General features: G+C 54.2%; 23 protein-coding genes. 13 read left to right on the forward strand and 10 right to left on the reverse strand.

Features of this window, described 5'->3' with window-relative positions:
- Window positions 1-302: 302 nt before the first annotated feature.
- Both brnQ and proY read left to right on the forward strand, forming a co-directional pair.
- Window positions 303-1,625 carry a branched-chain amino acid transport system II carrier protein gene (gene brnQ / locus SD961_RS08145; protein ID WP_318789886.1) on the forward strand — a complete coding sequence of 441 codons (1,323 nt, stop codon included), beginning with the start codon at window positions 303-305 and terminating at the stop codon, window positions 1,623-1,625.
- A 78-nt stretch (window positions 1,626-1,703) separates the two neighbouring features.
- Entirely contained in the window at window positions 1,704-3,062 is a 1,359-nt protein-coding gene (proY, locus tag SD961_RS08150; RefSeq protein WP_318789887.1) for a proline-specific permease ProY, read from the forward strand.
- Window positions 3,063-3,252: 190 nt separating this feature from the next.
- Here the strand turns inward: proY and SD961_RS08155 are convergent, their stop codons facing one another.
- From SD961_RS08155 to SD961_RS08170, 4 genes are all read right to left on the reverse strand, one after another.
- On the reverse strand, window positions 3,253-4,557 hold the full coding sequence (locus tag SD961_RS08155) for a histidine-type phosphatase (protein ID WP_318789889.1): 1,305 nt from the start codon (window positions 4,555-4,557) through the stop codon (window positions 3,253-3,255).
- 109 nt (window positions 4,558-4,666) lie between these two features.
- The gene (locus SD961_RS08160) at window positions 4,667-6,613 is read right to left on the reverse strand and encodes an acyltransferase family protein (RefSeq protein ID WP_318789890.1); all 1,947 of its coding nucleotides are present in this window, start codon (window positions 6,611-6,613) and stop codon (window positions 4,667-4,669) included.
- Between the two features lie 324 nt (window positions 6,614-6,937).
- A complete protein-coding gene (locus tag SD961_RS08165) occupies window positions 6,938-7,540 on the reverse strand; it encodes a peroxiredoxin C (RefSeq protein ID WP_318789891.1) in 603 nt (200 codons plus the stop codon).
- 189 nt (window positions 7,541-7,729) lie between these two features.
- On the reverse strand, window positions 7,730-8,311 hold the full coding sequence (locus SD961_RS08170; RefSeq protein WP_318789892.1) for an ACP phosphodiesterase: 582 nt from the start codon (window positions 8,309-8,311) through the stop codon (window positions 7,730-7,732).
- Window positions 8,312-8,412: 101 nt separating this feature from the next.
- On the opposite strand from SD961_RS08170, the gene queA reads away from it, so the two are divergent.
- The 5 genes from queA to secF all read left to right on the forward strand — a co-directional run bounded on the left by queA (window position 8,413) and on the right by secF (window position 13,912).
- Window positions 8,413-9,483: a tRNA preQ1(34) S-adenosylmethionine ribosyltransferase-isomerase QueA gene (gene queA, locus SD961_RS08175; RefSeq protein WP_318790164.1), complete on the forward strand. Its 1,071-nt coding sequence runs from the start codon at window positions 8,413-8,415 to the stop codon at window positions 9,481-9,483.
- 96 nt (window positions 9,484-9,579) lie between these two features.
- Entirely contained in the window at window positions 9,580-10,704 is a 1,125-nt protein-coding gene (gene tgt, locus SD961_RS08180; protein WP_318789893.1) for a tRNA guanosine(34) transglycosylase Tgt, read from the forward strand.
- A 24-nt stretch (window positions 10,705-10,728) separates the two neighbouring features.
- The gene (gene yajC, locus SD961_RS08185) at window positions 10,729-11,058 is read left to right on the forward strand and encodes a preprotein translocase subunit YajC (RefSeq protein ID WP_306207496.1); all 330 of its coding nucleotides are present in this window, start codon (window positions 10,729-10,731) and stop codon (window positions 11,056-11,058) included.
- Between the two features lie 27 nt (window positions 11,059-11,085).
- Window positions 11,086-12,933, forward strand: coding sequence for a protein translocase subunit SecD (secD, locus tag SD961_RS08190; protein WP_318789894.1), 1,848 nt, complete (start codon window positions 11,086-11,088; stop codon window positions 12,931-12,933).
- A 10-nt stretch (window positions 12,934-12,943) separates the two neighbouring features.
- Complete coding sequence (gene secF, locus SD961_RS08195; protein WP_318789896.1) at window positions 12,944-13,912, forward strand: protein translocase subunit SecF; 969 nt, start codon at window positions 12,944-12,946, stop codon at window positions 13,910-13,912.
- Window positions 13,913-13,954: 42 nt separating this feature from the next.
- Here the strand turns inward: secF and SD961_RS08200 are convergent, their stop codons facing one another.
- Together SD961_RS08200 and lysM are read right to left on the reverse strand one after the other, a co-directional pair.
- Window positions 13,955-14,524, reverse strand: coding sequence for a DUF3251 domain-containing protein (locus tag SD961_RS08200; RefSeq protein ID WP_318789897.1), 570 nt, complete (start codon window positions 14,522-14,524; stop codon window positions 13,955-13,957).
- A 26-nt stretch (window positions 14,525-14,550) separates the two neighbouring features.
- Window positions 14,551-14,994 (reverse strand): peptidoglycan-binding protein LysM, encoded by a 444-nt coding sequence (lysM, locus tag SD961_RS08205; RefSeq protein ID WP_318789898.1) that lies wholly within the window; start codon window positions 14,992-14,994, stop codon window positions 14,551-14,553.
- Window positions 14,995-15,206: 212 nt separating this feature from the next.
- Between lysM and nrdR the strand changes: the two genes are divergently transcribed.
- The 6 genes from nrdR to pgpA all read left to right on the forward strand — a co-directional run bounded on the left by nrdR (window position 15,207) and on the right by pgpA (window position 19,331).
- A complete protein-coding gene (gene nrdR / locus SD961_RS08210) occupies window positions 15,207-15,656 on the forward strand; it encodes a transcriptional regulator NrdR (protein ID WP_306207486.1) in 450 nt (149 codons plus the stop codon).
- A gap of 3 nt (window positions 15,657-15,659) precedes the next feature.
- Window positions 15,660-16,760: a bifunctional diaminohydroxyphosphoribosylaminopyrimidine deaminase/5-amino-6-(5-phosphoribosylamino)uracil reductase RibD gene (ribD, locus tag SD961_RS08215; RefSeq protein WP_318789899.1), complete on the forward strand. Its 1,101-nt coding sequence runs from the start codon at window positions 15,660-15,662 to the stop codon at window positions 16,758-16,760.
- Between the two features lie 147 nt (window positions 16,761-16,907).
- On the forward strand, window positions 16,908-17,378 hold the full coding sequence (ribE, locus tag SD961_RS08220; RefSeq protein ID WP_034889697.1) for a 6,7-dimethyl-8-ribityllumazine synthase: 471 nt from the start codon (window positions 16,908-16,910) through the stop codon (window positions 17,376-17,378).
- A 16-nt stretch (window positions 17,379-17,394) separates the two neighbouring features.
- Window positions 17,395-17,814: a transcription antitermination factor NusB gene (nusB, locus tag SD961_RS08225; protein ID WP_318789900.1), complete on the forward strand. Its 420-nt coding sequence runs from the start codon at window positions 17,395-17,397 to the stop codon at window positions 17,812-17,814.
- Between the two features lie 55 nt (window positions 17,815-17,869).
- Window positions 17,870-18,847, forward strand: a complete 978-nt coding sequence (gene thiL / locus SD961_RS08230) for a thiamine-phosphate kinase (RefSeq protein WP_318789901.1) — start codon at window positions 17,870-17,872, stop codon at window positions 18,845-18,847.
- Window positions 18,825-19,331: a phosphatidylglycerophosphatase A gene (pgpA, locus tag SD961_RS08235; RefSeq protein WP_318789902.1), complete on the forward strand. Its 507-nt coding sequence runs from the start codon at window positions 18,825-18,827 to the stop codon at window positions 19,329-19,331. The genes thiL and pgpA overlap by 23 nt, the downstream gene beginning before the upstream one ends.
- A 121-nt stretch (window positions 19,332-19,452) precedes the next feature.
- Here pgpA and SD961_RS08240 read toward each other — a convergent pair whose 3' ends face one another.
- The 4 genes from SD961_RS08240 to xseB form a co-directional block, all read right to left on the reverse strand.
- Window positions 19,453-20,427, reverse strand: coding sequence for an aldo/keto reductase (locus SD961_RS08240; protein ID WP_318789903.1), 975 nt, complete (start codon window positions 20,425-20,427; stop codon window positions 19,453-19,455).
- A 99-nt stretch (window positions 20,428-20,526) separates the two neighbouring features.
- Window positions 20,527-22,389: a 1-deoxy-D-xylulose-5-phosphate synthase gene (gene dxs, locus SD961_RS08245; RefSeq protein WP_318789904.1), complete on the reverse strand. Its 1,863-nt coding sequence runs from the start codon at window positions 22,387-22,389 to the stop codon at window positions 20,527-20,529.
- Between the two features lie 19 nt (window positions 22,390-22,408).
- Entirely contained in the window at window positions 22,409-23,308 is a 900-nt protein-coding gene (ispA, locus tag SD961_RS08250; RefSeq protein ID WP_318789905.1) for a (2E,6E)-farnesyl diphosphate synthase, read from the reverse strand.
- Complete coding sequence (gene xseB, locus SD961_RS08255; protein ID WP_318789906.1) at window positions 23,308-23,550, reverse strand: exodeoxyribonuclease VII small subunit; 243 nt, start codon at window positions 23,548-23,550, stop codon at window positions 23,308-23,310. The genes ispA and xseB overlap by 1 nt, the downstream gene beginning before the upstream one ends.
- Window positions 23,551-23,730 lie beyond the last annotated feature (180 nt).

Below are 23,730 nucleotides of genomic sequence, written 5' to 3' on the forward strand. Positions count from 1 at the left end.
TCATGTAAGGCATCCAGCGGATAAACTGAAGTGAATCACTGGATGCAGTAATTTTTACAACATATCACTCTGCTTTTCCGATCGCACCTTGCCTTTCTCCCCTATAAACGGTTTACTTAGCGCCGTTTTTACGTTATCCCCCTGTTAAAAGATCAAAAACCAGCGCAAATCCGCTACCAGAACGACAGCAGGAAAAACATTTCTCCGTATCACGCGGCGATTCTGGCGTTTTTAGTGCGGGCAGGGTGATAAAGCTGACATCGCGACTTCACTGAACACCAGTACGGGTTAATTTTCTGCTTATGACTAATCGTTTAACTTCCAAAGACATCCTTGCGCTGGGCTTTATGACCTTTGCGCTGTTTGTGGGTGCAGGCAATATTATTTTCCCTCCAATGGTGGGCATTCAGTCTGGCGAACACGTGTGGATTGCCGCGCTGGGCTTTCTGATTACTGCGGTCGGCCTGCCGGTTATTACCGTGATTGCTCTGGCGCGCGTTGGCGGCGGTATTGATGCGCTGAGCACGCCAGTCGGCAAAGCTGCCGGTATTGTGCTGGCGACCGTCTGTTACCTTGCCGTCGGCCCGCTCTTCGCCACGCCACGTACGGCCACCGTCTCTTTTGAAGTTGGCCTCGCCCCTTTAACGGGTGACGGCCCTCTGCCGCTGCTTATTTACAGCCTGGTCTACTTTTCACTGGTGATCGGCATCTCTCTCTATCCGGGCAAACTGCTGGACACCGTCGGTCATTTCCTTGCGCCGCTGAAAATTATTGCGCTGGCCGTACTGGGCGTGGCGGCACTGATCTGGCCTGCTGGCGGCCTGGCACCCGCCACCGAAGCGTATCAGCATGCAGCCTTCTCCAGCGGCTTCGTTAATGGCTATCTGACCATGGATACATTAGGGGCGCTGGTCTTTGGTATTGTTATTGTCAATGCAGCTCGTTCACGCGGGGTCAGCGATGCGAAACTGCTTACCCGCTATACCGTGCTGGCGGGATTAATTGCCGGCGTGGGGCTGACGCTGGTCTACCTGGCGCTGTTTAAACTGGGTTCAGACAGCTCCTCTATCGTGGATCAAAATGCCAATGGCGCAGCCATTTTGCATGCCTATGTGCAGCAGACCTTTGGCGGTATGGGCAGCCTCTTCCTGGCCGCGCTGATTTTCGTCGCCTGCATGGTGACGGCGGTCGGCCTGACTTGCGCCTGTGCAGAGTTCTTTGAACAGTATCTGCCGCTCTCTTACCGCCAGCTGGTATTTGTGCTGGGCCTGTTCTCCATGCTGGTTTCTAACCTTGGACTGAGCCACCTGATTCAAATCTCAATCCCGGTTCTGACGGCTATTTATCCACCTTGCATTGTGCTGATCCTGCTGAGCTTTACGCTGAGCTGGTGGAAGAAAAGCAGCCGCATTATTGCCCCCACCATGCTGGTCAGCCTGCTGTTTGGTATGATTGATGCGGTGAAAACTACCGACTGGAAAACATCGCTGCCCGCTTTCACTCAGCATCTGCCGCTGGCAGAGCAGGGTCTGGCCTGGCTGCCGCCTTCTCTGGCGATGCTGGTGCTGGTGGCGATCTGTGACCGCGTTTATGCCCGTCAGCAGGTGAATGCGCATCAGCAGTAAGCCTGGAGAGTAACCTTTCAGCACGCCTTCTCTGCCACGCGGCAGAGAAGGCCGACAGAGTAAAAACAGAAGTAGAAAATGACAAAAAATACGCTCAAAAAGGGACTGAGTACCCGCCACATCCGCTTTATGGCACTCGGCTCGGCTATCGGCACCGGGCTTTTTTACGGTTCGGCAGATGCCATGAAAATGGCCGGGCCGAGCGTGATCCTCGCCTATATTATCGGCGGCGCTATCGCCTATATCATTATGCGTGCGCTGGGGGAAATGTCGGTCAATAACCCTCAGGCCAGCTCTTTTTCCCGCTATGCACAGGACTATCTTGGCCCACTGGCGGGTTACATTACCGGCTGGACTTACTGTTTCGAAATTCTGATTGTCGCAATCGCGGACGTCACTGCATTCGGCATCTATATGGGCGTCTGGTTCCCGGATGTCCCGCACTGGATCTGGGTGCTCAGCGTGGTGCTGATCATCGGTGCCATCAATATGGCCACGGTGAAGGTGTTTGGCGAAGTGGAGTTCTGGCTCTCTCTGTTTAAAGTCGCGACTATTATCATTATGATCGTAGCCGGCATCGGTATCATCTTCTGGGGTATCGGCAATGGCGGCCAGCCAACCGGCATCCATAATCTGTGGACCAACGGCGGCTTCTTTGCCCACGGCGTGGTTGGCATGGTGCTGTCACTGCAAATCGTGATGTTTGCCTATGGCGGCATTGAGATTATCGGTATTACCGCCGGGGAAGCAAAAGATCCGGAAACCTCTATTCCGAAAGCCATTAACACCGTACCTCTGCGTATTCTGGTGTTTTACGTCGGCACGCTGTTTGTGATTATGTCTGTTTACCCGTGGAACCAGGTAGGCACCAACGGCAGCCCGTTTGTGCTGACCTTCCAGCATATGGGCATTGCGGCAGCAGCTACTATCCTTAATTTTGTGGTGATCACCGCCTCCCTCTCCGCTATCAACAGCGATGTCTTTGGCGTAGGGCGCATGCTGCACGGTATGGCGGAGCAGGGACACGCACCAAAAATGTTTGCCACTGTTTCACGTCGAGGTATTCCGTGGGTGACGGTGCTGGTGATGATGGCGGCAATGCTGGTCGCGGTTTACCTTAACTACCTGATGCCGGAAAAAGTGTTCCTGGTGATCGCTTCGCTGGCGACCTTTGCCACCGTCTGGGTGTGGATAATGATCCTCTTCGCGCAGATTGGTTTCCGCCGCACCTTGAGCAAAGAGCAGGCTAAGGCCCTGAAGTTTGCCATGCCAGGCGGCGTTTTTACCGCGCTGGTGGGCATTCTGTTCCTGATCTTTATCATCGGTCTGATTGGCTACTTCCCCGATACCCGCATCTCGCTGTATGTGGGAGCCGGCTGGATAGTGCTGCTGTTGGTGAGCTGGGGATTTGTGAAAAAGAAGATCGCCAGCGCTTAACGGCTTCACTGTGAAAAGAGCCGCCCTTCAGGTTGACCCTGGCGGGCGGCTTTTTTATGCCTGGCAACTGGCTTTTGCCCGTAACGATAGAGCCAGCTTCAGCCACACGATCATTCTTTTTCATCCGGCTTACTTCATGACAAAGGCCGGTTCAGGCTGAGCGAGTCAGATGTACAAGTCATAGCCCGCTTTAACTGTGCGGATAGCTGACTGCTACCTTTGGCGGATCTATATTCTTCTCAATAAGTTGCAGCGCTGTGTCAAACGGACAGAGGGTTCCCACTGAGGTAACGCGACAGCCTTTACCCTGCCACTCGGTTACCGAAAGCGGCTCAGTCGGGGAAGGCGGCGTCAGCTGACGAATTTGATCGAGACTTTGTGACTGAAAGTAGATCCTGAGAAAGCGCTCGCCATTACTGCTCCGCCAGCGTTCAAACACCAGGCTACTGGCGGGCGGTATGTTTCCGCGCGGGTACTCTCCCTGCTGCCAGCTGAAGTTGATCAGGGTACGCAGATAAGCGATGTTGATATCGCTCGCCACATACAGCAGCCAGCGAACATCTGGTGGCAGGACGGCTGCCTGATGCTGGCCGTTAGCTGAAGCTGGCTGACCCTCCCGCTTCAGCGCCTTCACAATCTGGTCCAGCAGCACCGATCCTCCCTTGCGTGCGGCGGCAGGTAAATCGTTGGTGTAGTCATATTTAGCCGTCAGTAACGGCAGGAGCTGACTGAGTTCAGCAGAAGAGTGGGCGTGGTCAAATGCAACAAGGGCGGCAGGCTGGTTTTCGTTCCAGGCCAGCCTGAGCGTTTCTGCCATCGCGGCCAGCGTATCCAGCCCCTCTATCGCCACGCCGCCGTTTGACCAGACCTTAAGCGCCCAGGGTTGTTCAAAAACCGGGCAGGGCTGATTTTCGCGGCAAACTGCTTTTTTTAGCGCGGCAATCTGCGGCTGCAAACGCTTTTCGGCCTGCTGTAAATCCCCGCCCAATGCAGCCAGCGCCTCCTGCCTGTTATGCTCTTTTTCTGCCCTGGTTGCTTTACCGGCAGGGAAAGAAAAGAGCGGATCTTCATGGCTCAGCGCATAAACCGGCACGCCGCAGCCAGGAAAGGCAGCGGCAGACCAGGCTTCTGCGGTAGCCTGGGTACGTTGCAGCGTGCTGGCACGAAGATAAACATCCTGCGGGCCAGGGCAGCCAGAAGGGAGTAGCCCAAGCTGACGATAACGCTGGCTTTCATAGCGGGCCTTCAGCCAGGCAGCGGTGTAGCCATGTCCGGTTAACCTGCCCTCCTCTGTCAGCCAGCGAGGCCAGGCGCGCTGGCTTCCGGCTTCAATCAGCTTACGATCGCCAGCGGTCGGCGCACGCACGCCATGACGGCTGATTTCCACCACCTTTTCCAGCGTGTAATCAGGTTGAGCAGCTTGTGTAGGGTGGCTGAAGGGCAGGGAGAGAAACAGCATTAACAGCGCGGTGAGAAAGGGCACTCTTGCATCCATGTTCTTTTATTGCCTTGAATAACGTGCGGGGCGAAACCTGACGGCTCCCGTTTCCCAGACAGTAACGTAATCCTGGCGGCAATGAAACCGCCAGGATCAGAGGAGTGCATTACAAATTATTGCCAAGAGCGATAGTGCTGCCGAGATCGGTCAGATGGTGCTTATCGTAATAGAGCGGTAAGCCTTTACTGGCGATCAGGCAGCCTTGCTGACTGCATAAATTATCTCTCAGGCGAATAACCTTAACGCCAGGCTGGGCAAAGCTCGCCAGGATCGTATTCACCTTATCTTCCGTCAGATGAAAGCGCAGGGTACGGTCTGCAACGGTCTGGCTGCTGTCGCTGAGCCACGCATTAATCTTTTTACGCAGAGGGATGTGCTGCGTATTATTGAATCTCAGAGGATCTATATCAAGACTGGGGGCATCTTCAATTAACGCCACCTTTTTATTCGCAGCGAGTAATTCTTTTACTACGTTACTCATGCCAGCATTCAGCGCCAAGTAATTATCCGTGACCTTGCCATCAACAGAGCGATAGCCATAACCCGGAACTAACGAAAAACCTGAAGACCAGAAGGCAGTAATAATCACTTCATCCACTTTATCGCTAAGTAACGTTTTCATCACTTCTTTATTAAAGGCAGTACATTGCTCCCCCTGTTGCGGGTGCTCAACCATATAACGGCTGACGCCAACTAAGAAAGGGCAGGATGATTTCGTCAGTTCAAACATCGGCTTCTGCTTTCTTAAAGCATATTGGGCAACGGCAGCGCGCAGCGCAGCAGCATGGCTGTCGCCTATTAGCGCTACCGCCGGAACGGCCATTTTCGGCATACAGAGGCTGTTGGAGGAGGGCAGGTTTTCCCCGTAGGTCATCAGGCAGGGATTTTTTTCCGCCTCAACTTTAAACAGCTCGCCGTTATTGACCAGATCGTCGACGCGATACTTGAGTCCACCGGCCATATAGATAGAGACAAAGGAGAAAATGCCCACTACGCACAGGATGGTATAAGAGGTGATGATCCGTTGTTTTGGCTGAGCAGGGCGGCGAAACGGTTTTTCCACGAAATACCAGGAGAGCGTGGCGATAACCAGCGCACCTGCACTGATAGCAAGCCCCTGTATGGCGGTCAATGGAGCATCTGCACTGATGCGGGCGAGGCTGAGTAATGGCCAGTGCCAGAGATACCATGAGTATGAAACCTTGCCGATAAAGACCATCACACGATTTTCCAGCAGCCGCTGGTGCAACGGAGTGTGGGTCAAAATAAGCAGTACGGCACCCGCTACGGGCAACAGCGCAAGATAGCCAGGAAACGCGCTCTCTTTATCCAGCAGAAATACGGGGATCAGTATCAGCAGAAGCCCCGCCACTGCCAGCGGCAGGCTTCTGCCACCCGTGAGCGGCTGGCTGCGCCAGAGAGCCAGCAGCACGCCTGCGCCTAACTCCCAGGCCCGCGTATGCAAGAGGTAGAAGGCGCTGTTGCCGTTAATCGGGGTGATGAATATACCCGCTGCCAGCGAGGCGAGACTCAGTACCGTAATCACAGCTTTAGGGGAGAAGCGCAGTTTGTGGGCCAGAATCATTAAAGCAGGCAGCACGAAATAGAACTGCTCTTCAATACCCAGCGACCAGGTCATCAGCATCGGGTTGAGATCGGCATTCGGATTAAAATAATCAATGCCTTTTAATAACATCACATTGGGAACAAACAGCAGCACCGAGGTGATATATTTTGCCAGATCGCGAAATTCCAGCGGAGAAAGAATGCTGTAGCTTAATGCAGTGATGCAAAACAACATAAAAAACAGCGCAGGGGCAATACGACGAATACGGCGGACGTAAAATTGTTGAAAGGTAAAGGTATTATTACCGATCTCGCGAGAGATAATGCTGCCAATCAAAAAACCGGAGATAACGAAAAAAACATCTACCCCGATAAAGCCGCCGCTTAACTCAGCCACACCGGAATGGAAAAGCACCACCAACAAAATAGCGAGAGCACGTAGGCCATCAATATCTTTGCGATAAGAGAATGCGTGAATTTGAGACATAGTGACTCTTTCCGTAATGCGTAACAGGTGAAAATTGCAAGGCAACGGTAAAATCCTCTCAACGCCTTCTGCTGAGAAAGAACCTTAATCACTGCCAACGCTGCGGGAAGGTATTTTTGACAGAGTAATAGGGGAAGCGAACTTTTCCAATACAAAAATAGATAAAACGGAAGATCCGCAAGGATTATTCTCAGAGGGCAATAACCATATATCTTCGTGAGGAGAATAAATAATAGAAATAAATGGACCTGAAAAGAAGGGCGCGGTGAAATAAGATATAAATAAAAAAGGCCCGCCGAAGCGAGCCTTTCAGAATCGGGGCTGTTACAGCTTAGCCGCGTTCTCAGAGAGGTACTTAGCCACGCCGTCTGGCGATGCGCCCATACCTTCTTTACCTTTTTCCCACTGAGCCGGGCACACTTCGCCGTGCTCTTCGTGGAACTGCAGCGCGTCAACCATGCGCAGCATTTCGTCAACGTTACGACCCAGTGGCAGGTCGTTAACAACCTGGTGGCGAACCACACCGGCTTTGTCGATCAGGAATGAACCACGCAGCGCAACGCCTGCATCCGGATGTTCAATACCGTAAGCTTTCTGCACTTCACGCTTGATATCAGCAACCATGGCATATTTCACTTCGCCGATGCCGCCTTTTTCGATTGGGGTTTTGCGCCATGCGTTATGCACAAACTCAGAATCGAAAGATACGCCGACAACTTCCACGCCGCGCTTCTGGAACTCTTCGTAACGCTTGTCGAAGGCAATCAGTTCAGAAGGGCAAACGAAGGTGAAGTCCATTGGCCAGAAGAACACAACGGTAGCTTTACCAGCAGTGTGTTTTTTGAAGTTGAAGTTCTCAACAATTTCACCGTTGCCCAGTACGGCTGCAGCGGTAAAATCTGGGGCTTGACGAGTTACCAGGACCATGTTCACTCCTGTAGAAGTAGTTAGATTAAAGAGACAACGCGGAGTATAAAAGCGATGCCTGTAGAGGCACCAGCGTTATACGCCGATTATTCAGATAGGTTAAACCTATCAAAAAATTAAAATTACTAAAGCAGCTCCATACAATAGCCCTTTTCAGCAAAAGGACAAGCGGTATTGCCGCTGGCGCTATCAAAGCGCCTGACGTGAAGCCTTTTCCATCATAACCGGATAGAACTGCCAGAAAAAGTCGTTAAATTGCTGATAGTTTGTGATGAAATCCTGCCAGGAGTCCTCCAGCGCCGCCAGACGAGGACGGCGGCTTGCCATGCCGCGCAGCACCGGTTGCAGATAATCCGCCTCGGCATACTTCTCCATCCAACGCTCACTCCATAAATAACGGTTAAGATTCTGGAACCGCTCCGGGGTAGAGGCTAAATCGGGTTCGATCACAGATTTTGCCTGTGCCAGAAAAGTTGGCAGAGAAATTTCCGGCTGAATACTCCCCCAGTGTCGTGACAAAAAATGATCCCAAATCACATCAAGGGTTATGGGGGAAACGCGACGGGTTTCGGGACGGAAAAAGTCCCTTGCCGCGCGCACTTCAGGCAGGGAGTCGGTCATCACGTCAATGCGTCGATGATGCAGAATGCCTTCTGCAACCGTTGCAGGCCACTCATTGTGCGGATTCCCCCGCACGAAATCGGCCATCAGGTTACCCAGAAGGGAGCTTTGGGCCAGCGAGGCCAGGTGTAAATGCGCAAGAAAATTCATAAGTGCAGTATATCGTCTTATCCATTATTGCGGGGAGTTGTTTAGCTATGGGCGGTTTTCAGCTAGAATGTGCGCCCTGATTTCCCTGACTGTGAATGACCATGCGCGTTGCCGATTTTACTTTTGAGTTGCCCGAATCTTTGATTGCCCACTATCCGCAAGCTCAGCGTAGCGGATGCCGCCTTCTTTCCCTTAACGGGCCGGATGGGGCGCTGTCGCACGGGGTCTTTACTGATTTGTTGGAGAAACTCAATCCGGGCGATCTGCTGGTCTTCAACAATACGCGGGTGATCCCGGCTCGCATATTTGGCCGCAAAGTCAGCGGTGGCAAGATTGAAGTGCTGGTCGAACGTATGCTGGATGAGCACCGTGTGCTGGCGCATGTTCGCGCCTCAAAAGCACCCAAACCTGGCGCAGAACTGCTGCTGGGGGACGACGAAAGCGTAAAGGCCACCATGGTCGCTCGTCATGACGCGCTGTTTGAGCTGCGTTTTGAGGACGAGCGCGCCGTGCTGGACATTCTTAACGCCGTAGGGCATATGCCGCTGCCGCCTTATATCGATCGCCCGGATGAGGATGCTGACCGCGAACTCTATCAAACGGTTTATAGCGAGAAGCCTGGCGCCGTTGCCGCGCCAACTGCCGGGCTGCACTTCGACGAGCCGCTGCTGGCTGCGCTGCGGGCAAAAGGCATCGAGACGGCTTTCGTCACGCTGCATGTCGGCGCAGGGACTTTCCAGCCGGTCAGGGTTGAAAGCATTGAAGATCATATTATGCACGCCGAATATGCGGAAGTGCCGCAGGAGGTTGTGGATGCGGTGCTCGCCTGTAAAGCGCGTGGTAATCGTGTTGTGGCCGTGGGCACAACATCGGTGCGATCGCTGGAAAGCGCGGCCCAGGCGGCAAAAGAGGCGCTTATCGCCCCGTTTTTTGACGATACCAAAATCTTTATCTATCCGGGCTATCACTATCAGGTAATTGATGCGCTGGTCACCAATTTCCACCTGCCGGAATCGACGCTAATCATGCTGGTCTCCGCCTTTGCTGGCTATCGTAATACGATGCACGCCTACCAGCAGGCGGTAGCAGAGCAGTACCGCTTCTTCAGCTACGGGGATGCGATGTTCATCACCCATAATCCGGAAGCTGTCAGCGAGAAAGTGGGCGAATAATTTTTTCCGTTGGCCCATGGGCCTGCTGAAACGCGGCCGCACATGGTGTGCGGCTGTTAACACTTAACATCAGACTGTATCTCTGGTGGAGGCATTGTGAAGTTCGAATTAGACACTACTGATGGGCGCGCACGTCGTGGCCGCCTGATCTTCGATCGCGGCGTGGTTGAAACGCCTGCGTTTATGCCTGTGGGCACCTATGGCACCGTGAAGGGCATGACGCCGGAAGAAGTTATCGATACCGGCGCGCAGATCATTCTGGGCAACACCTTCCATCTCTGGCTGCGTCCGGGCCAGGAGATTATGAAGCTGCATGGCGACTTGCATGATTTTATGAACTGGAAAGGTCCCATTCTGACTGACTCCGGCGGCTTCCAGGTGTTCAGCCTGGGCGACATTCGTAAGATCACCGAAGCGGGCGTTCACTTCCGCAACCCGATCAACGGCGATGCGATCTTCCTGGACCCGGAAAAATCGATGGAGATCCAGTATGACCTGGGCTCCGATATCGTGATGATCTTCGACGAATGTACGCCTTACCCGGCGGACTGGGATTACGCCAAACGCTCGATGGAGATGTCGCTGCGCTGGGCGCAGCGTAGCCGCGATCGCTTTGATTCCCTTGAGAATAAAAATGCGCTTTTCGGCATTATCCAGGGTGGGGTTTACGAAGATTTACGAGATGTCTCGGTAAAAGGACTGGTAGAGATCGGCTTTGATGGTTACGCTGTGGGCGGCCTGGCGGTCGGCGAGCCGAAAGAAGATATGCACCGTATTCTGGAGCACGTCTGCCCGCAGATCCCGGAGGACAAACCGCGTTACCTGATGGGCGTGGGGAAACCTCAGGATCTGGTTGAAGGGGTACGTCGCGGCATCGATATGTTTGACTGCGTGATGCCAACCCGTAACGCCCGTAATGGCCATCTTTTTGTCACGGACGGCGTCGTGAAAATCCGCAACGCGAAGTATAAAGATGACACCGCAACGCTGGATGCGGAGTGTGATTGCTACACCTGTCGCAATTACAGCCGTGCTTACTTGCATCATCTCGACCGTTGTAACGAAATACTGGGTGCACGTCTGAACACTATTCATAATCTGCGCTATTACCAGCGACTGATGGCCGGTTTACGCCAGGCTATCGAAGAAGGTAAATTAGAGCAGTTTGTGACGGAATTCTATGAACGGACGGGCAAGGCGGTACCGCCGTTAAACGTCTGATAATTAAACAATGAGGGAAATTTAATGAGCTTGTTCATTTCTGACGCAGTGGCAGCAGCGGCGCCATCTCAGGGAAGCCCCTATTCACTGGTCATTATGCTGGTGGTTTTTGGTCTGATTTTCTACTTCATGATCCTGCGTCCACAGCAGAAACGCGCTAAAGAGCACAAAAAACTGATGGATTCCATTTCCAAAGGTGATGAAGTGCTGACCACGGGCGGCCTGGTAGGTCGCGTCACTAAAGTGGCTGAAACTGGCTACGTAGCTATCGCGCTGAACGACACAACGGAAGTTGTGGTTAAACGTGATTTCGTGGCTGCCGTTCTGCCGAAAGGTACGATGAAGGCGCTTTAATTTTTTGTTTTCCCTAAGGGAACTGCCGTGTTAAACCGTTATCCTTTGTGGAAGTACATCATGCTGATCGTCGTATTACTCGTCGGTCTGCTGTACGCGCTTCCCAACCTTTATGGTGAGGATCCGGCTGTTCAGATCACTGGCGCGCGCGGAAGCGCCGCCAGTGAGCAGACGCTGGTTCAGATCCAAAATGCCTTGAAACAAGAGAATATTCAGAGCAAATCAATTGCTCTGGAAAATGGCGCTATTATGGCGCGCTTTGCTAACGGTGACGTGCAGTTACGCGCCCGTGATGCCATAACAAAAGTGCTTGGCGAAGATTACGTCGTGGCGCTTAACCTTGCCCCGGCCACCCCAGGCTGGCTGAGCATGCTGGCCGCAGAGCCGATGAAACTCGGTCTTGATTTGCGTGGCGGCGTACACTTCCTGATGGAAGTCGATATGGATACCGCTCTGGGTAAACTCCAGGAGCAGAACATCGATAACCTCAGAAGCGATCTGCGTGACAAAAATATTCCTTATACTAACGTTCGCAAAACCGACAACTACGGTATGGAAATTCGTTTCCGTGATGCCGCAGCGCGCGATGATGCCGTCAGTTATCTGTCAGGGCGCCATCGCGATCTGGTCATTAACGGCACCGGCGACACGGCCCTGCGAGCGGTGATGACTGATGAGCGTCTGCGTGAAGCCCGTGAATACGCGGTTCAGCAGAACATCAATATCCTGCGTAACCGCGTTAATCAACTCGGCGTTGCGGAACCGCTGGTTCAGCGCCAGGGTTCAGATCGCATTGTGGTTGAACTGCCTGGTATTCAGGATACGGCCCGTGCGAAAGAGATTCTGGGTGCAACGGCCACGCTGGAATTCCGTCTGGTGAACACCACGGTCGATCCTACTGCGGCGGCTAATGGTCGCGTTCCGGGTGATTCAGAAGTGAAAAATACCCGTGATGGTCAGCCTGTCACCTTGTACAAGCGAGTGATCCTGACGGGTGACCATATCACGGACTCCACGTCGAGCCAGGATGAGTACAACCAGGCACAGGTGAACATCTCGCTGGACAGCGCGGGTGGCAACATCATGTCCAACTTCACCAAGGATAATATCGGTAAGCCGATGGCTACGCTGTTTGTCGAATATAAAGACAGCGGCAAGAAAGATGCCAACGGCCGGGCGATCCTGGCGAAGCAGGAAGAGGTGATAAACGTTGCAAATATCCAGTCTCGTCTGGGTAACAGCTTCCGTATCACCGGTATCAACAACCCGAATGAAGCCCGCCAGCTCTCTCTGCTGCTGCGTGCCGGTGCGCTGATTGCCCCTATCCAGATCGTGGAAGAGCGGACAATTGGCCCGACAATGGGTCAGCAAAACATTACTCAGGGCCTGGAAGCCTGCCTGTGGGGACTGATCGCCTCTATCGTATTTATGGTGGTTTACTACCGTAAGTTCGGGGTGATTGCGACCACGGCGCTGGTGGCTAACCTGGTGATGATTGTCGGCATCATGTCGCTGCTGCCTGGCGCCACGCTGACCATGCCGGGAATTGCCGGTATCGTCCTGACGCTTGCGGTTGCGGTGGATGCGAACGTACTGATTAATGAACGTATCAAGGAGGAGCTGAAGAATGGACGTTCTGTTCAGCAGGCTATCCATGAGGGCTATAAAGGCGCGTTCTCCAGTATTATCGACGCCAACGTCACCACGCTGATTACCGCAATCATTCTCTATGCGGTAGGCACCGGTTCGATCAAAGGCTTTGCTATCACCACCGCTATTGGCGTTGTGACTTCTATGTTTACCGCCATCGTCGGTACCCGTGCCATCGTCAACCTGTTGTACGGCGGCAAACGCATCAACAAGCTGTCTATCTGAGGAGTGCGTTGTGGCACAGGACTATAGCGTTGAACAACTAAACTACGGGCGTAAAGTTCATGACTTTATGCGCTGGGACAAACTGGCTTTTACTCTTTCTGGCCTGTTGCTGATCGCCTCTTTTCTGGTGATGGGCGTAAAAGGGTTTAACTGGGGTCTGGATTTCACCGGCGGTACCGTCATTGAAATCACCCTGGAGAAACCAGCGGAACTGGACAGCCTGCGCGGTGCGCTGGAGAAGTCCGGCTTCGTGGACCCTCAGGTGCAGAACTTCGGCAGCAGCCGTGACGTGCTGGTACGTATGTCCCCTAACGAGGGTAATGCGGGCCAGGAGCTGGGCAACAAGGTGGTGACCATCATCAACCAGGCCAGCCAGCAGAACGCCACGGTCAAGCGTATTGAGTTTGTCGGCCCAAGCGTGGGGAGCGATCTGGCGCAGGCTGGCGGCATGGCGCTGCTGGTGGCGCTGATTGCGATCCTGATCTACGTCGGTTTCCGCTTTGAGTGGCGACTGGCGCTGGGGGCGGTACTGGCTCTGGCGCACGACGTAATCATCACCATGGGCATTCTTTCTCTGTTCCATATTGAGATCGATCTGACCATTGTGGCGTCGCTGATGTCGGTTATCGGCTACTCGCTGAACGACAGTATTGTGGTTTCGGACCGTATCCGTGAGAACTTCCGCAAGATCCGTCGCGGTACGCCTTACGATATCGTTAACGTTTCGCTGACGCAGACGCTGAGCCGAACCATCATGACCTCCGCGACTACGCTGGTGGTGGTACTGATGCTGTTTATCTTCGGCGGCGCGCTGCTGGAAGGCTTCTCGCTGACCATGCTTATCGGTGTCTCTATCGGTACGGTTTCATCTATTTACGTCGCTTCAGCGCTGGCGCTGAAACTGGGGATGAAGCGTGAACACATGATCCAGCAAAAAGTGGAAAAAGAGGGTGCAGATCAGCCTTCCATTCTGCCTTAATGGTGAAAGTGGGTAAAAAGGGCCGCGAAAGCGGCCCTTTTTTTATGGTGCTGAGGCAGGTGGCGCGTTTTTTGCCACAATGTCATGCACTCTGAGGTAGCCCAACTGCTCGGGGCTGATATTACTGAGACGTAAAGGCACGGTAATTTCGCTGCGTGGCAGCAGAGAGTCAGCAATGCTGATTGCCTGGCTCTGGCTGGCTGCCTGAAGCGGTTTACCGGTAGTGGCGTCCATCTCTCCCCACTCAACCTGGAAACTGAAGGCGGGCAGGGTGTTCTCCGCAGCTGAACGGATATGCAGCATAGCCCGCGTGCCGTTCGCTTCACTTTCAACATGACTCAGGGAAAGACGAACCTCGCCCAGCTGGCTCTTTAGGGGCACTGCGGTATTGGTGGCAGGCAACAGCCAGGCACCGTTTTCCGAGCTGCTGTTCAGCATGTTCTGCTGTTCAAGGCTGGCCGCCTGCGTCGTCAGCTGACGCATTTCGCTATTTAGCTTGCCTACCTGATTATGCAGCTTGTTCAGCTCAGGCTGCTGTGCCGGAGCCGTACAGCCTGCCAGCATCACCGCTACCATGACCCACAGCGGTTTCATCTTCACTTTAATTGCCATATCTGATGCAGCTCCTTGCCCGCCTTTTACTCAGGGATGCGCAGTGTCTGACCCGGATAAATTTTGTCCGGATGGCTGAGCATAGGCTTGTTAGCTTCAAATATTTTGTTGTACTTGCCGGCATCGCCATATACTTCTTTGGAAATGGCGCTGAGCGTGTCGCCTTTCTTTACGGTATAGAATTTTGATTCTGTAGCCGCCTGCTGCACTTTGACGTTATCTTCCACCGCCGTGATGCCAGCAACGTTACCCGCCGCGACCAGGATTTTTTCTTTCAGCTCTTGTGAGAGAGTGTCGCCGCTGATGCTGGCTTTGCCATCTTTCACGTTGACATCAACCTTATCGCTGCCCGGCAGACCCAGCTTATCGATATACTCTTTCAGCTTTTTACTCTGGTCATCGCCATCGCCACCGGTCACGGAGTCCCACAGCTTTTCGCCCGCTTCTTTCACAAAGTTAAACAAACCCATATATCCTCCGGTTAATCCTTGTTTAAAGAAAAAATTTCGCTTAACTGCCTCCTGATTATAGCGCTTAAGTCGATTTTTACTGTTACGAACCCGGTTTAATCACGCCAGAGGGGGAAAAGCCATAAAGGCGGCCAAATGGGCAACGCGATATTTTGTTGCCCGCCACTTCGCGCTACACTGTGAATCAATTTCCAGACTTATCAGGAAGCATCATGCATTGCCCGTTCTGTTCTGCAGTGGATACCAAAGTCATTGACTCCCGCCTGGTCGGGGAGGGAACTTCGGTGCGCCGTCGTCGCCAGTGTCTGGTCTGCCACGAGCGCTTTACCACTTTTGAAGTGGCTGAGCTGGTAATGCCCAGAGTGGTGAAAAGCAATGATGTCAGGGAACCCTTTAATGAAGACAAACTCTGTCGCGGGCTGATGAAAGCGCTGGAGAAGCGTCCGGTTAGTTCAGATGATGTGGAAACGGCCATCAGTCATATCAAAAGCCAGCTTCGCTCGACGGGCGAGCGTGAGGTTCCCAGCAAGATGATCGGCAACCTGGTGATGGATGAGCTGAAAAAGCTGGATAAAGTAGCCTACATTCGCTTTGCATCGGTTTACCGCAGCTTTGAAGATATTCGTGAGTTTGGCGAAGAGATCGCCCGTTTACAGGACTAAATCATGGTTGATGAAATCTGGATGGCGCGTGCGCTTGAGCTTGCGCGACGTGGGCGCTTTACCACTACGCCCAATCCTGAGGTAGGCTGCGTCATTGTCCGCGACGGGAAAATGGTAGGTGAAGGGTATCATTTCCGTGCAGGCGAACCGCACGCTGAAGTTCATGCCCTGCGCATGGCGGGCGAAAAGGCGAAAGGCGCAACGGCCTACGTCACCCTTGAGCCTTGTAGTCATCATGGCCGCACGCCGCCCTGCTGCGATGCGTTAATTGCTGCCGGCGTAAGCCGTGTCGTGGCAGCCATGCAGGACCCTAATCCTGAAGTCGCCGGGCGCGGCTTGTACCGTTTGCAGCAGGCTGGGATTGAAGTCAGCCACGGGTTGATGATGCAGGAAGCGGAAGCGCTCAACCGGGGCTTTTTAAAACGGATGCGCACTGGTTTCCCGTGGGTGCAGCTGAAAATGGGCGCCTCTCTGGATGGCCGCACGGCAATGGCCAGCGGAGAGAGCCAGTGGATCACCTCGCCTGAAGCGCGCCGCGATGTGCAGCGGCTGCGGGCGCAAAGTTCCGCTATTTTGAGCAGCAGCGCCACTGTGCTGGCGGACGATCCTTCTCTTACCGTTCGCTGGCAGGAACTTGATGCGGATACCCAGGCGGCGTATCCCCAGGAGGCGTTGCGTCAGCCGGTACGGGTAATTATCGACAGCCATAATCAGGTGACTCCGGATCATCGTTTGATTTCACAGCCTGGCGTTACCTGGCTGGCTCGTCAGCAGGCCGACAGCCTGAAGTGGCCAGAGAATGTAGAGCAGTTTACTGTTCCCCGGCATAAGGGCCAGGCGGATCTGGTCTCACTGATGATGCTGCTGGGACGTAAGCAGATTAACAGCGTCTGGGTTGAAGCGGGTGCGACGCTTGCCGGCGCGCTGCTGGCGGCTGGCGTGGTTGATGAACTTATTCTCTACCTTGCGCCAAAATTGCTGGGTGATGCGGCGCGTGGTTTGTGTCATTTACCCGGCATAGCACAACTTGCTGAAGCGCCAGCCTTCACCTTCAGCGATATTCGTCAGGTTGGGCCTGATTTACGCCTGACGCTTAAAGCTTAATTTTTTCTCCTTCATGTCGGGAGGATGCAGCCTGACGGCAATGCGCGGCGTGAAGCAAGGGGCTGCTTAAAAGCGGAGCAGACCCGGAAAGAGTATGATAGAATCCGCCCCCCTGCGGGGCCATAACTGAACCCTGAAAGGAAGATTATGAACGTTATTGAAGCTGCTGTTGCTACTCCTGATGCGCGTGTTGCCATTGTCATTGCGCGCTTCAACAACTTTATCAACGACAGCCTGCTGAGCGGTGCCCTGGATGCGTTAAAACGCATCGGCCAGGTGAAAGATGAAAACATCACCGTGGTTTGGGTACCGGGCGCTTATGAAATGCCAATGACCGCTCGTGCGCTGGCGAAAGCCGGTAAGCATGATGCCGTTGTCGCTCTGGGAACCGTTATTCGTGGCGGAACTGCCCACTTCGAATATGTGGCTGGCGAAGCCAGCTCTGGCCTGGCCAGTGTCGCTATGAACAGCGATATCCCGGTTGCATTTGGTGTCCTGACGACAGAAAACATCGAACAGGCCATCGAACGTGCCGGTACCAAAGCGGGAAACAAAGGCGCAGAAGCTGCCCTGACCGCACTTGAAATGATTAACGTATTGAAAGCCATCAAAGCCTGATTTTAAGGGGAATTTCGTGAAACCTGCTGCTCGTCGCCGCGCCCGTGAATGTGCTGTCCAGGCGCTTTACTCCTGGCAGTTGTCTAAAAACGACATCGCTGATGTCGAATACCAGTTTCTGGCGGAGCAAGACGTCAAGGACGTCGATATCAGCTATTTCCGCGAGCTGCTGGGCGGCGTTGCAACCAACAGCGCGTATCTCGACGGCCTGATGAAGCCTTACCTGTCCCGTCAGCTGGAAGAGCTGGGCCAGGTAGAAAGGGCTATCCTGCGCATTTCTTTATATGAACTGAGCAAGCGTGCCGATGTTCCCTACAAGGTGGCCATCAATGAGGGCATCGAGCTGGCGAAAATATTTGGTGCCGAAGACAGCCATAAATTTGTCAACGGCGTACTGGATAAAGCCGCTCCCTATATCCGCCCCAACAAGAAGTAATCCTCCCAGGCCGGTTTTTCCGGCCTTCTTTTTTTTCAAACCCGGAATGCATAGTATGGCATGTGGCGAATTTGAACTTATCACACGCTATTTTGATCGTGTGACCAGCTCCCGTCGCGATGTGGAAAAGGGCATCGGCGATGACTGCGCACTACTGGCGCTCTCTGAAAAACAGACCCTGGCTATCAGCACCGACACGCTGGTGGAAGGCGTTCATTTCCTTCGTGATATCCATCCTGCCGATCTCGGCTATAAAGCACTGGCGGTTAACCTCAGCGACCTGGCAGCCATGGGTGCCGATCCGGCGTGGCTGACGCTGGCGATTACGCTCCCCACGGTGGATGAAGCCTGGCTGAAGGCATTCAGCGACAGCCTGTTTGAGCTGCTGGACTACTACGATATGCAGCTGATCGGGGGGGATACCACGCGCGGGCCGCTCAGCCTGACGCTTGGCATCCACGGTCTGGTGCCGCAGGGCAGGGCGCTGAAGCGCTCTGGCGCCCGTCCCGGCGACTGGATATACGTTACCGGCACGCTTGGCGACAGCGCTGCCGGTTTAGCCCTGTTACAGCACCACATGAAGATTAACGACCCTGTGGCCCATGAGATGTTGATCAAACGTCATCTGCGCCCGATGCCGCGTATTTTGCAGGGACAGGCGCTGCGCGATCTCGCCAGCGCGGCGATCGATCTCTCTGACGGGTTGATCTCCGACCTGAGCCATATCCTCAAGGCGAGCGACTGCGGGGCACGGCTGAATCTGGATGCGCTCCCGCTTTCAGAAGTGATGAAACTCAATTTTGCGCCAGAGCAGGCGCTGAAATGGGCGCTGAGCGGTGGTGAAGACTATGAACTCTGCTTCACGGTGCCGGAAATTAACCGCGGCGCGCTGGATGTGGCGCTGGGCCACTACGGCGTGCCGTTTACCTGCATCGGACAGATGGCGCCCCAGTCGGAAGGGCTGATGCTGTTGCAGGACGGCAAGCCCGTGGAGAACAGCCTGAAAGGATTTGATCATTTTGACGCGAAATAAAGACGTGGCGAAAAGTCGCCTGAAAATGAGCAATCCCTGGCATCTGCTGGCAACGGGTTTTGGCAGTGGGTTAAGCCCTTATGTGCCGGGAACGATGGGATCGCTGGCGGCTATTCCTTTCTGGTACCTGATGACCTTTTTGCCGCAGGATATTTACTCGCTGCTGGTGATGTTCGGTATCTGTATTGGCGTCTATCTCTGTCATCGTACTGCGAAGGATATGGGCGTACACGATCATGGCAGCATCGTCTGGGACGAATTTATCGGCATGTGGATAACGCTGATGGCAATCCCGGTGAACAGCTGGCAGTGGGTGCTGGCAGGGTTTGTTATCTTCCGTATTCTGGATATGTGGAAGCCGTGGCCAATCCGCTGGTTTGACCGCAACGTGCATGGCGGCATGGGGATCATGGTGGATGATATTATTGCCGGTATCCTTTCAGCCGGTATTCTCTACTATGTCGGGCATCATATGGCGTGGTAGCGGCGTTGCATGTAGCTTCGCAGAGAGTAAGCCTGATTATCATCGGGCTTTATCTGCCGGACGGGAAGCGATAATCAGGGCGACGCAGGTCGCCCTTTTTTATGTAAACAGCACTCTTCAGCTATTCAAATCCTACCACTGCATGCGGCTGATAGGCGCTCTCCAGTTCGATAATCTCTTCCTGGGTCAGCGTAACTTCAGTGGCTTTTACCAGGTCGTTCAGCTGTTCAGCTCGCGATGCCCCAATAATCGGCGCGGTAACGGCCGGTTTCGCCAGCATCCAGGCGAGGGCAATCTGCGCCCGGCTGACGCCTTTATCTTCTGCAATAGCGGCCACGCGTGCCGCTATTGCGCCATCATTCTCTTCCGTTTTGTCATACAGCGTGCTGCCAAACTCATCTGAAACGGAACGCGCCGTGGTTTCACCCCATGGACGAGTCAGACGGCCGCGCGCCAGCGGGCTCCACGGCAGAACGGCGATATTTTCAGCCTGACACAGCGGGTGCATCTCACGCTCCTCTTCACGCTGGATCAGGTTGTACTGATCCTGCATGCTGACAAAGCGCGTCCAGCCATGTTTATCCGCGGTATAGAGCGCTTTAGCGAACTGCCAGGCGAACATAGATGACGCGCCGATGTAACGCGCCTTGCCAGACTTCACCACGTCATGCAGCGCTTCCAGCGTCTCTTCCAGCGGCGTGTTGTAATCCCAGCGGTGGATTTGCAGCAGATCAACATGATCCATACCCAGACGGCCCAGACTGTCATCGATGGACTGCATAATGTTGGCGCGCGACAGGCCGCCGGAAAGATTGCTCATCGGGAAATAGACTTTGGTAGCGACGACAATTTCATCGCGGCGGGCGAACTCTTTCAGCGCGCGGCCTACGATCTCTTCGCTACTGCCGTCGGAGTAGCTATTAGCCGTATCAAAAAAGTTGATGCCAGCTTCCAGCGCCTGCTTTATCAGCGGGCGACTACTCTCTTCGGGTAACGTCCAGGCGTGACGGCCGCGATCTGGCTCACCGAACGTCATACAGCCGAGGCAAAGGCGGGAAACGGTAAGATCCGTGGTTCCCAGTTGAGTGGTCTTCATAAGCGCTCCTGCCAGTCGGTTAACGGCTTTCCAGCCGGTTAAGAGAATTAAGCATAGCAGGAGAAAAGCTCCCCGGACGGGGAGCATTGTGCGGTATTACTACGCAAGCCAGCGGCTGATTTGCTGTTCGATTCCTTCAGCATCCAGCTGATAATCATGGCGGATCTCATCCTGAGTGCCCTGCGGAATAAACTCATCGGGCAGACCGATATTCAGCACCGGAACCAGCACCCGCTTCGCCATCAGTAATTCGATAACGCCGCTGCCCGCGCCGCCTTTGATGGCGCCCTCTTCCAGGGTAATCAAGGCTTCGTGGCTGGCGGCCAGTTCGACGATAAGCGCCTCGTCCAGCGGCTTCACAAATCGCATATCAACCAGCGTGGCATTAAGGGCGTCGGCTACTGCTGCCGCTTCTGGCAGCAGAGTGCCGAAGTTCAGGATCGCCAGCTTCTCACCTTCACGTTTCACCACGCCTTTACCTAACGGCAGCGAGGAGAGCGGCTTCAGTTCTGCACCTGTCCCTGTTCCGCGAGGGTAGCGCACCGCGCTCGGCCCCTGCGAGTAGTGATAGCCGGTATAGAGCATCTGACGGCACTCGTTCTCATCACTTGGCGTCATGATCACCATATTGGGGATGCAGCGCAGGAAGGAGATATCAAAAGCGCCCTGATGCGTCTGTCCGTCAGCGCCAACAATGCCACCACGATCGATAGCGAACAGCACCGGCAGCTTCTGGATAGCCACATCGTGGATCAACTGATCGTAGGCGCGCTGCAGGAAGGTGGAGTAGATGGCAACCACAGGCTTATAGCCGCCAATTGCCAGACCTGCGGCAAACGTCACAGCATGTTGCTCGGCAATCGCCACGTCAAAATATTGTGCCGGATAGTCGCGTGAGAAGCTCACCATGCCCGAACCTTCGCGCATAGCGGGCGTGACGGCCATCAGCTTAGCGTCATCTTTCGCCGTTTCGCTCAGCCACTGACCAAACACCTTGGAGTAGCTCGGCAGACCCTCAACGGCTTTCGGCAACAGGCCGCTGGCGGCATCAAATTTAGGAACGGCGTGCCAGGCAATAGGATCCTTTTCAGCCGGGGCGTAACCTTTGCCCTTTTTGGTCATGATATGCAGGAACTGCGGCCCTTTCAGGTCGCGCATATTTTTCAGCGTATGCACCAGAGAGAGCACATCATGGCCATCAACCGGGCCGATATAGTTAAAGCCAAGCTCTTCAAACAGCGTGCCGGGAACAACCATCCCTTTCAGGTGCTCTTCCGTTCTTTTCACCAGCTCTTTGATAGGAGGCAGACCACCGAGCACTTTTTTGCCCCCTTCACGCAGGCGCGAATAGGTTTTGCCCGACAGGATCTGCGCCAGGCGATTGTTCAGCGCGCCGACGTTTTCGGAAATCGACATTTCATTGTCATTCAGCACCACCAGCAGATCGGATTTGATATCACCGGCGTGGTTCATCGCCTCAAACGCCATTCCGGCGGTGATCGCGCCATCGCCAATCACACAGGCGGTACGGCGACCTTTTCCTTCTTTATCTGCGGCAACAGCCATGCCCAGACCGGCGCTGATTGAGGTGGAGGAGTGCCCGACGTTCAACACATCAAACTCGCTCTCATCGCGCCACGGAAACGGGTGCAGTCCATTTTTCTGGCGAATGGTACCAATGCGGTCACGACGTCCGGTCAGGATCTTATGAGGGTAGGCCTGATGGCCCACATCCCACACCAGATGATCAAATGGCGTGTTATAGACATAATGCAGCGCGACGGTGAGTTCCACCACGCCCAGCCCGGAGGCAAAGTGGCCGCTGGAGCGGCTTACGCTGTCGAGTAAATACTGGCGTAGTTCATCACAAAGTGTCGGCAGGCTCTCTTTGGGAAGCGAACGTAATTCTTTTACCGTGCTGGCAAGCGCCAGCGTCGGATATTTTGCAGTATCAAAACTCATCAGAGACTCATTGTGAAAGTTATTTATTGCGTTCAATTATGTAACTTGCAAGCGCTTGTAGTGATGTTGTAGTAAAGGATTGCGCTGCAAGTGTATCTAATGCGCTGAGTGACTCCTGATAGAGGTCCCACGCTTTGGCCCGCGCACTCTCAAGTCCCATCAGGGCCGGGTAGGTGCTCTTGCCTAAATCCTGATCGGCTCCCTGCCGTTTGCCGAGGATGGCGGTATCGCCTACCACGTCAAGAATATCGTCCTGAACCTGAAACGCCAATCCTATTGCATTGGCATAGCGATCCAGCGCAGGTAATGCTTCACGGCCGCGTTCACCCGCTGCCAGCGCACCAAGGCGCACGGCGGAGCGGATTAATGCCCCTGTTTTATGACGGTGGATCTGTTCCAGCGCCGCAAGGTTAACCTGCTGGCCTTCCGCCGCGAGATCAAGCGCCTGGCCGCCGCACATGCCCGCTACGCCGCTGGCCTGCGCCAGTTCAGAAATCATCGCAACGCGGTATTCAGCGCTTACGCCCGGCATTGGCGTATCAGCCAGTATAGAGAAGGCCAGCGTTTGTAACGCATCACCCGCTAAAATAGCCGTATCCTCACCAAACTTAATATGGCAGGTCGGCTGGCCGCGGCGCAGACTATCATCATCCATTGCGGGCAGATCGTCATGGATCAGTGAATAGGCGTGAATACATTCCACCGCCGCCGCTGGGGCATCCAGCGCCTCGTTATTGGCACGGAGCATTTCGCCGGTGGCGTATACCAGGAAAGGACGCAGGCGTTTACCCCCTAATAATGCCCCATATGCCATCGCTTCCACCAGCGGGGAATTCTGAAACGGCAGCGGCGCGATAAATCGTTGTAAAGCCTGGTTTACCCGCGCATGGTGGGCGGTGAGAAGGGCGCTAAAATCCATTAATCATTTTCCGGCGTGAAGGGCTGCAGCTCAGCTTCTTTATCGTCGCTTAACAGGATCTGCACACGCTGCTCCGCAGCCTGCAATTTCTGCTGGCCTGCGCGTGCCAGCTGCACGCCGCGTTCAAATTCATTGAGCGCCTCTTCCAGCGGCAGGTCGCCGCTTTCAAGACGGGAAACAATCTGTTCCAGCTGCGCAAGGGAGGTTTCGAAGCTGGCTGGCGGTTCGGCTTTTTTTGGCATAATGGCTTTCTGCTCAGTCGGTTTTTACCATGTAGTCGCTCATGGTAGCCGACTCGAAATGATTAGCAAAATAATGATGCTGCTAACGGATGAAGAAGCAGTCACCGGACAGATGTGATACACTCCAGCCCTGGATGTAAAGGGGCGAAGGCTGCTTTGCAATACGATGATTTTACCAGC

Origin of the sequence: Erwinia sp. MMLR14_017 (assembly GCF_033657285.1) — a bacterium.
In the GTDB taxonomy this organism is placed as follows: domain Bacteria; phylum Pseudomonadota; class Gammaproteobacteria; order Enterobacterales; family Enterobacteriaceae; genus Erwinia.

Coding starts and splice junctions, on each gene's coding strand:
- xseB (WP_318789906.1), bottom strand. CDS start 23,550: ATGCCAAAAAAAGCCGAACCGCCAGCCAGCTTCGAAACCTCCCTTGCG.
- ribE (WP_034889697.1), top strand. CDS start 16,908: ATGAACGTTATTGAAGCTGCTGTTGCTACTCCTGATGCGCGTGTTGCC.
- thiL (WP_318789901.1), top strand. CDS start 17,870: ATGGCATGTGGCGAATTTGAACTTATCACACGCTATTTTGATCGTGTG.
- brnQ (WP_318789886.1), top strand. CDS start 303: ATGACTAATCGTTTAACTTCCAAAGACATCCTTGCGCTGGGCTTTATG.
- lysM (WP_318789898.1), bottom strand. CDS start 14,994: ATGGGTTTGTTTAACTTTGTGAAAGAAGCGGGCGAAAAGCTGTGGGAC.
- ispA (WP_318789905.1), bottom strand. CDS start 23,308: ATGGATTTTAGCGCCCTTCTCACCGCCCACCATGCGCGGGTAAACCAG.
- SD961_RS08160 (WP_318789890.1), bottom strand. CDS start 6,613: ATGTCTCAAATTCACGCATTCTCTTATCGCAAAGATATTGATGGCCTA.
- SD961_RS08155 (WP_318789889.1), bottom strand. CDS start 4,557: ATGGATGCAAGAGTGCCCTTTCTCACCGCGCTGTTAATGCTGTTTCTC.
- SD961_RS08200 (WP_318789897.1), bottom strand. CDS start 14,524: ATGGCAATTAAAGTGAAGATGAAACCGCTGTGGGTCATGGTAGCGGTG.
- ribD (WP_318789899.1), top strand. CDS start 15,660: ATGGTTGATGAAATCTGGATGGCGCGTGCGCTTGAGCTTGCGCGACGT.
- queA (WP_318790164.1), top strand. CDS start 8,413: ATGCGCGTTGCCGATTTTACTTTTGAGTTGCCCGAATCTTTGATTGCC.
- SD961_RS08240 (WP_318789903.1), bottom strand. CDS start 20,427: ATGAAGACCACTCAACTGGGAACCACGGATCTTACCGTTTCCCGCCTT.
- proY (WP_318789887.1), top strand. CDS start 1,704: ATGACAAAAAATACGCTCAAAAAGGGACTGAGTACCCGCCACATCCGC.
- yajC (WP_306207496.1), top strand. CDS start 10,729: ATGAGCTTGTTCATTTCTGACGCAGTGGCAGCAGCGGCGCCATCTCAG.
- dxs (WP_318789904.1), bottom strand. CDS start 22,389: ATGAGTTTTGATACTGCAAAATATCCGACGCTGGCGCTTGCCAGCACG.
- SD961_RS08165 (WP_318789891.1), bottom strand. CDS start 7,540: ATGGTCCTGGTAACTCGTCAAGCCCCAGATTTTACCGCTGCAGCCGTA.
- nrdR (WP_306207486.1), top strand. CDS start 15,207: ATGCATTGCCCGTTCTGTTCTGCAGTGGATACCAAAGTCATTGACTCC.
- SD961_RS08170 (WP_318789892.1), bottom strand. CDS start 8,311: ATGAATTTTCTTGCGCATTTACACCTGGCCTCGCTGGCCCAAAGCTCC.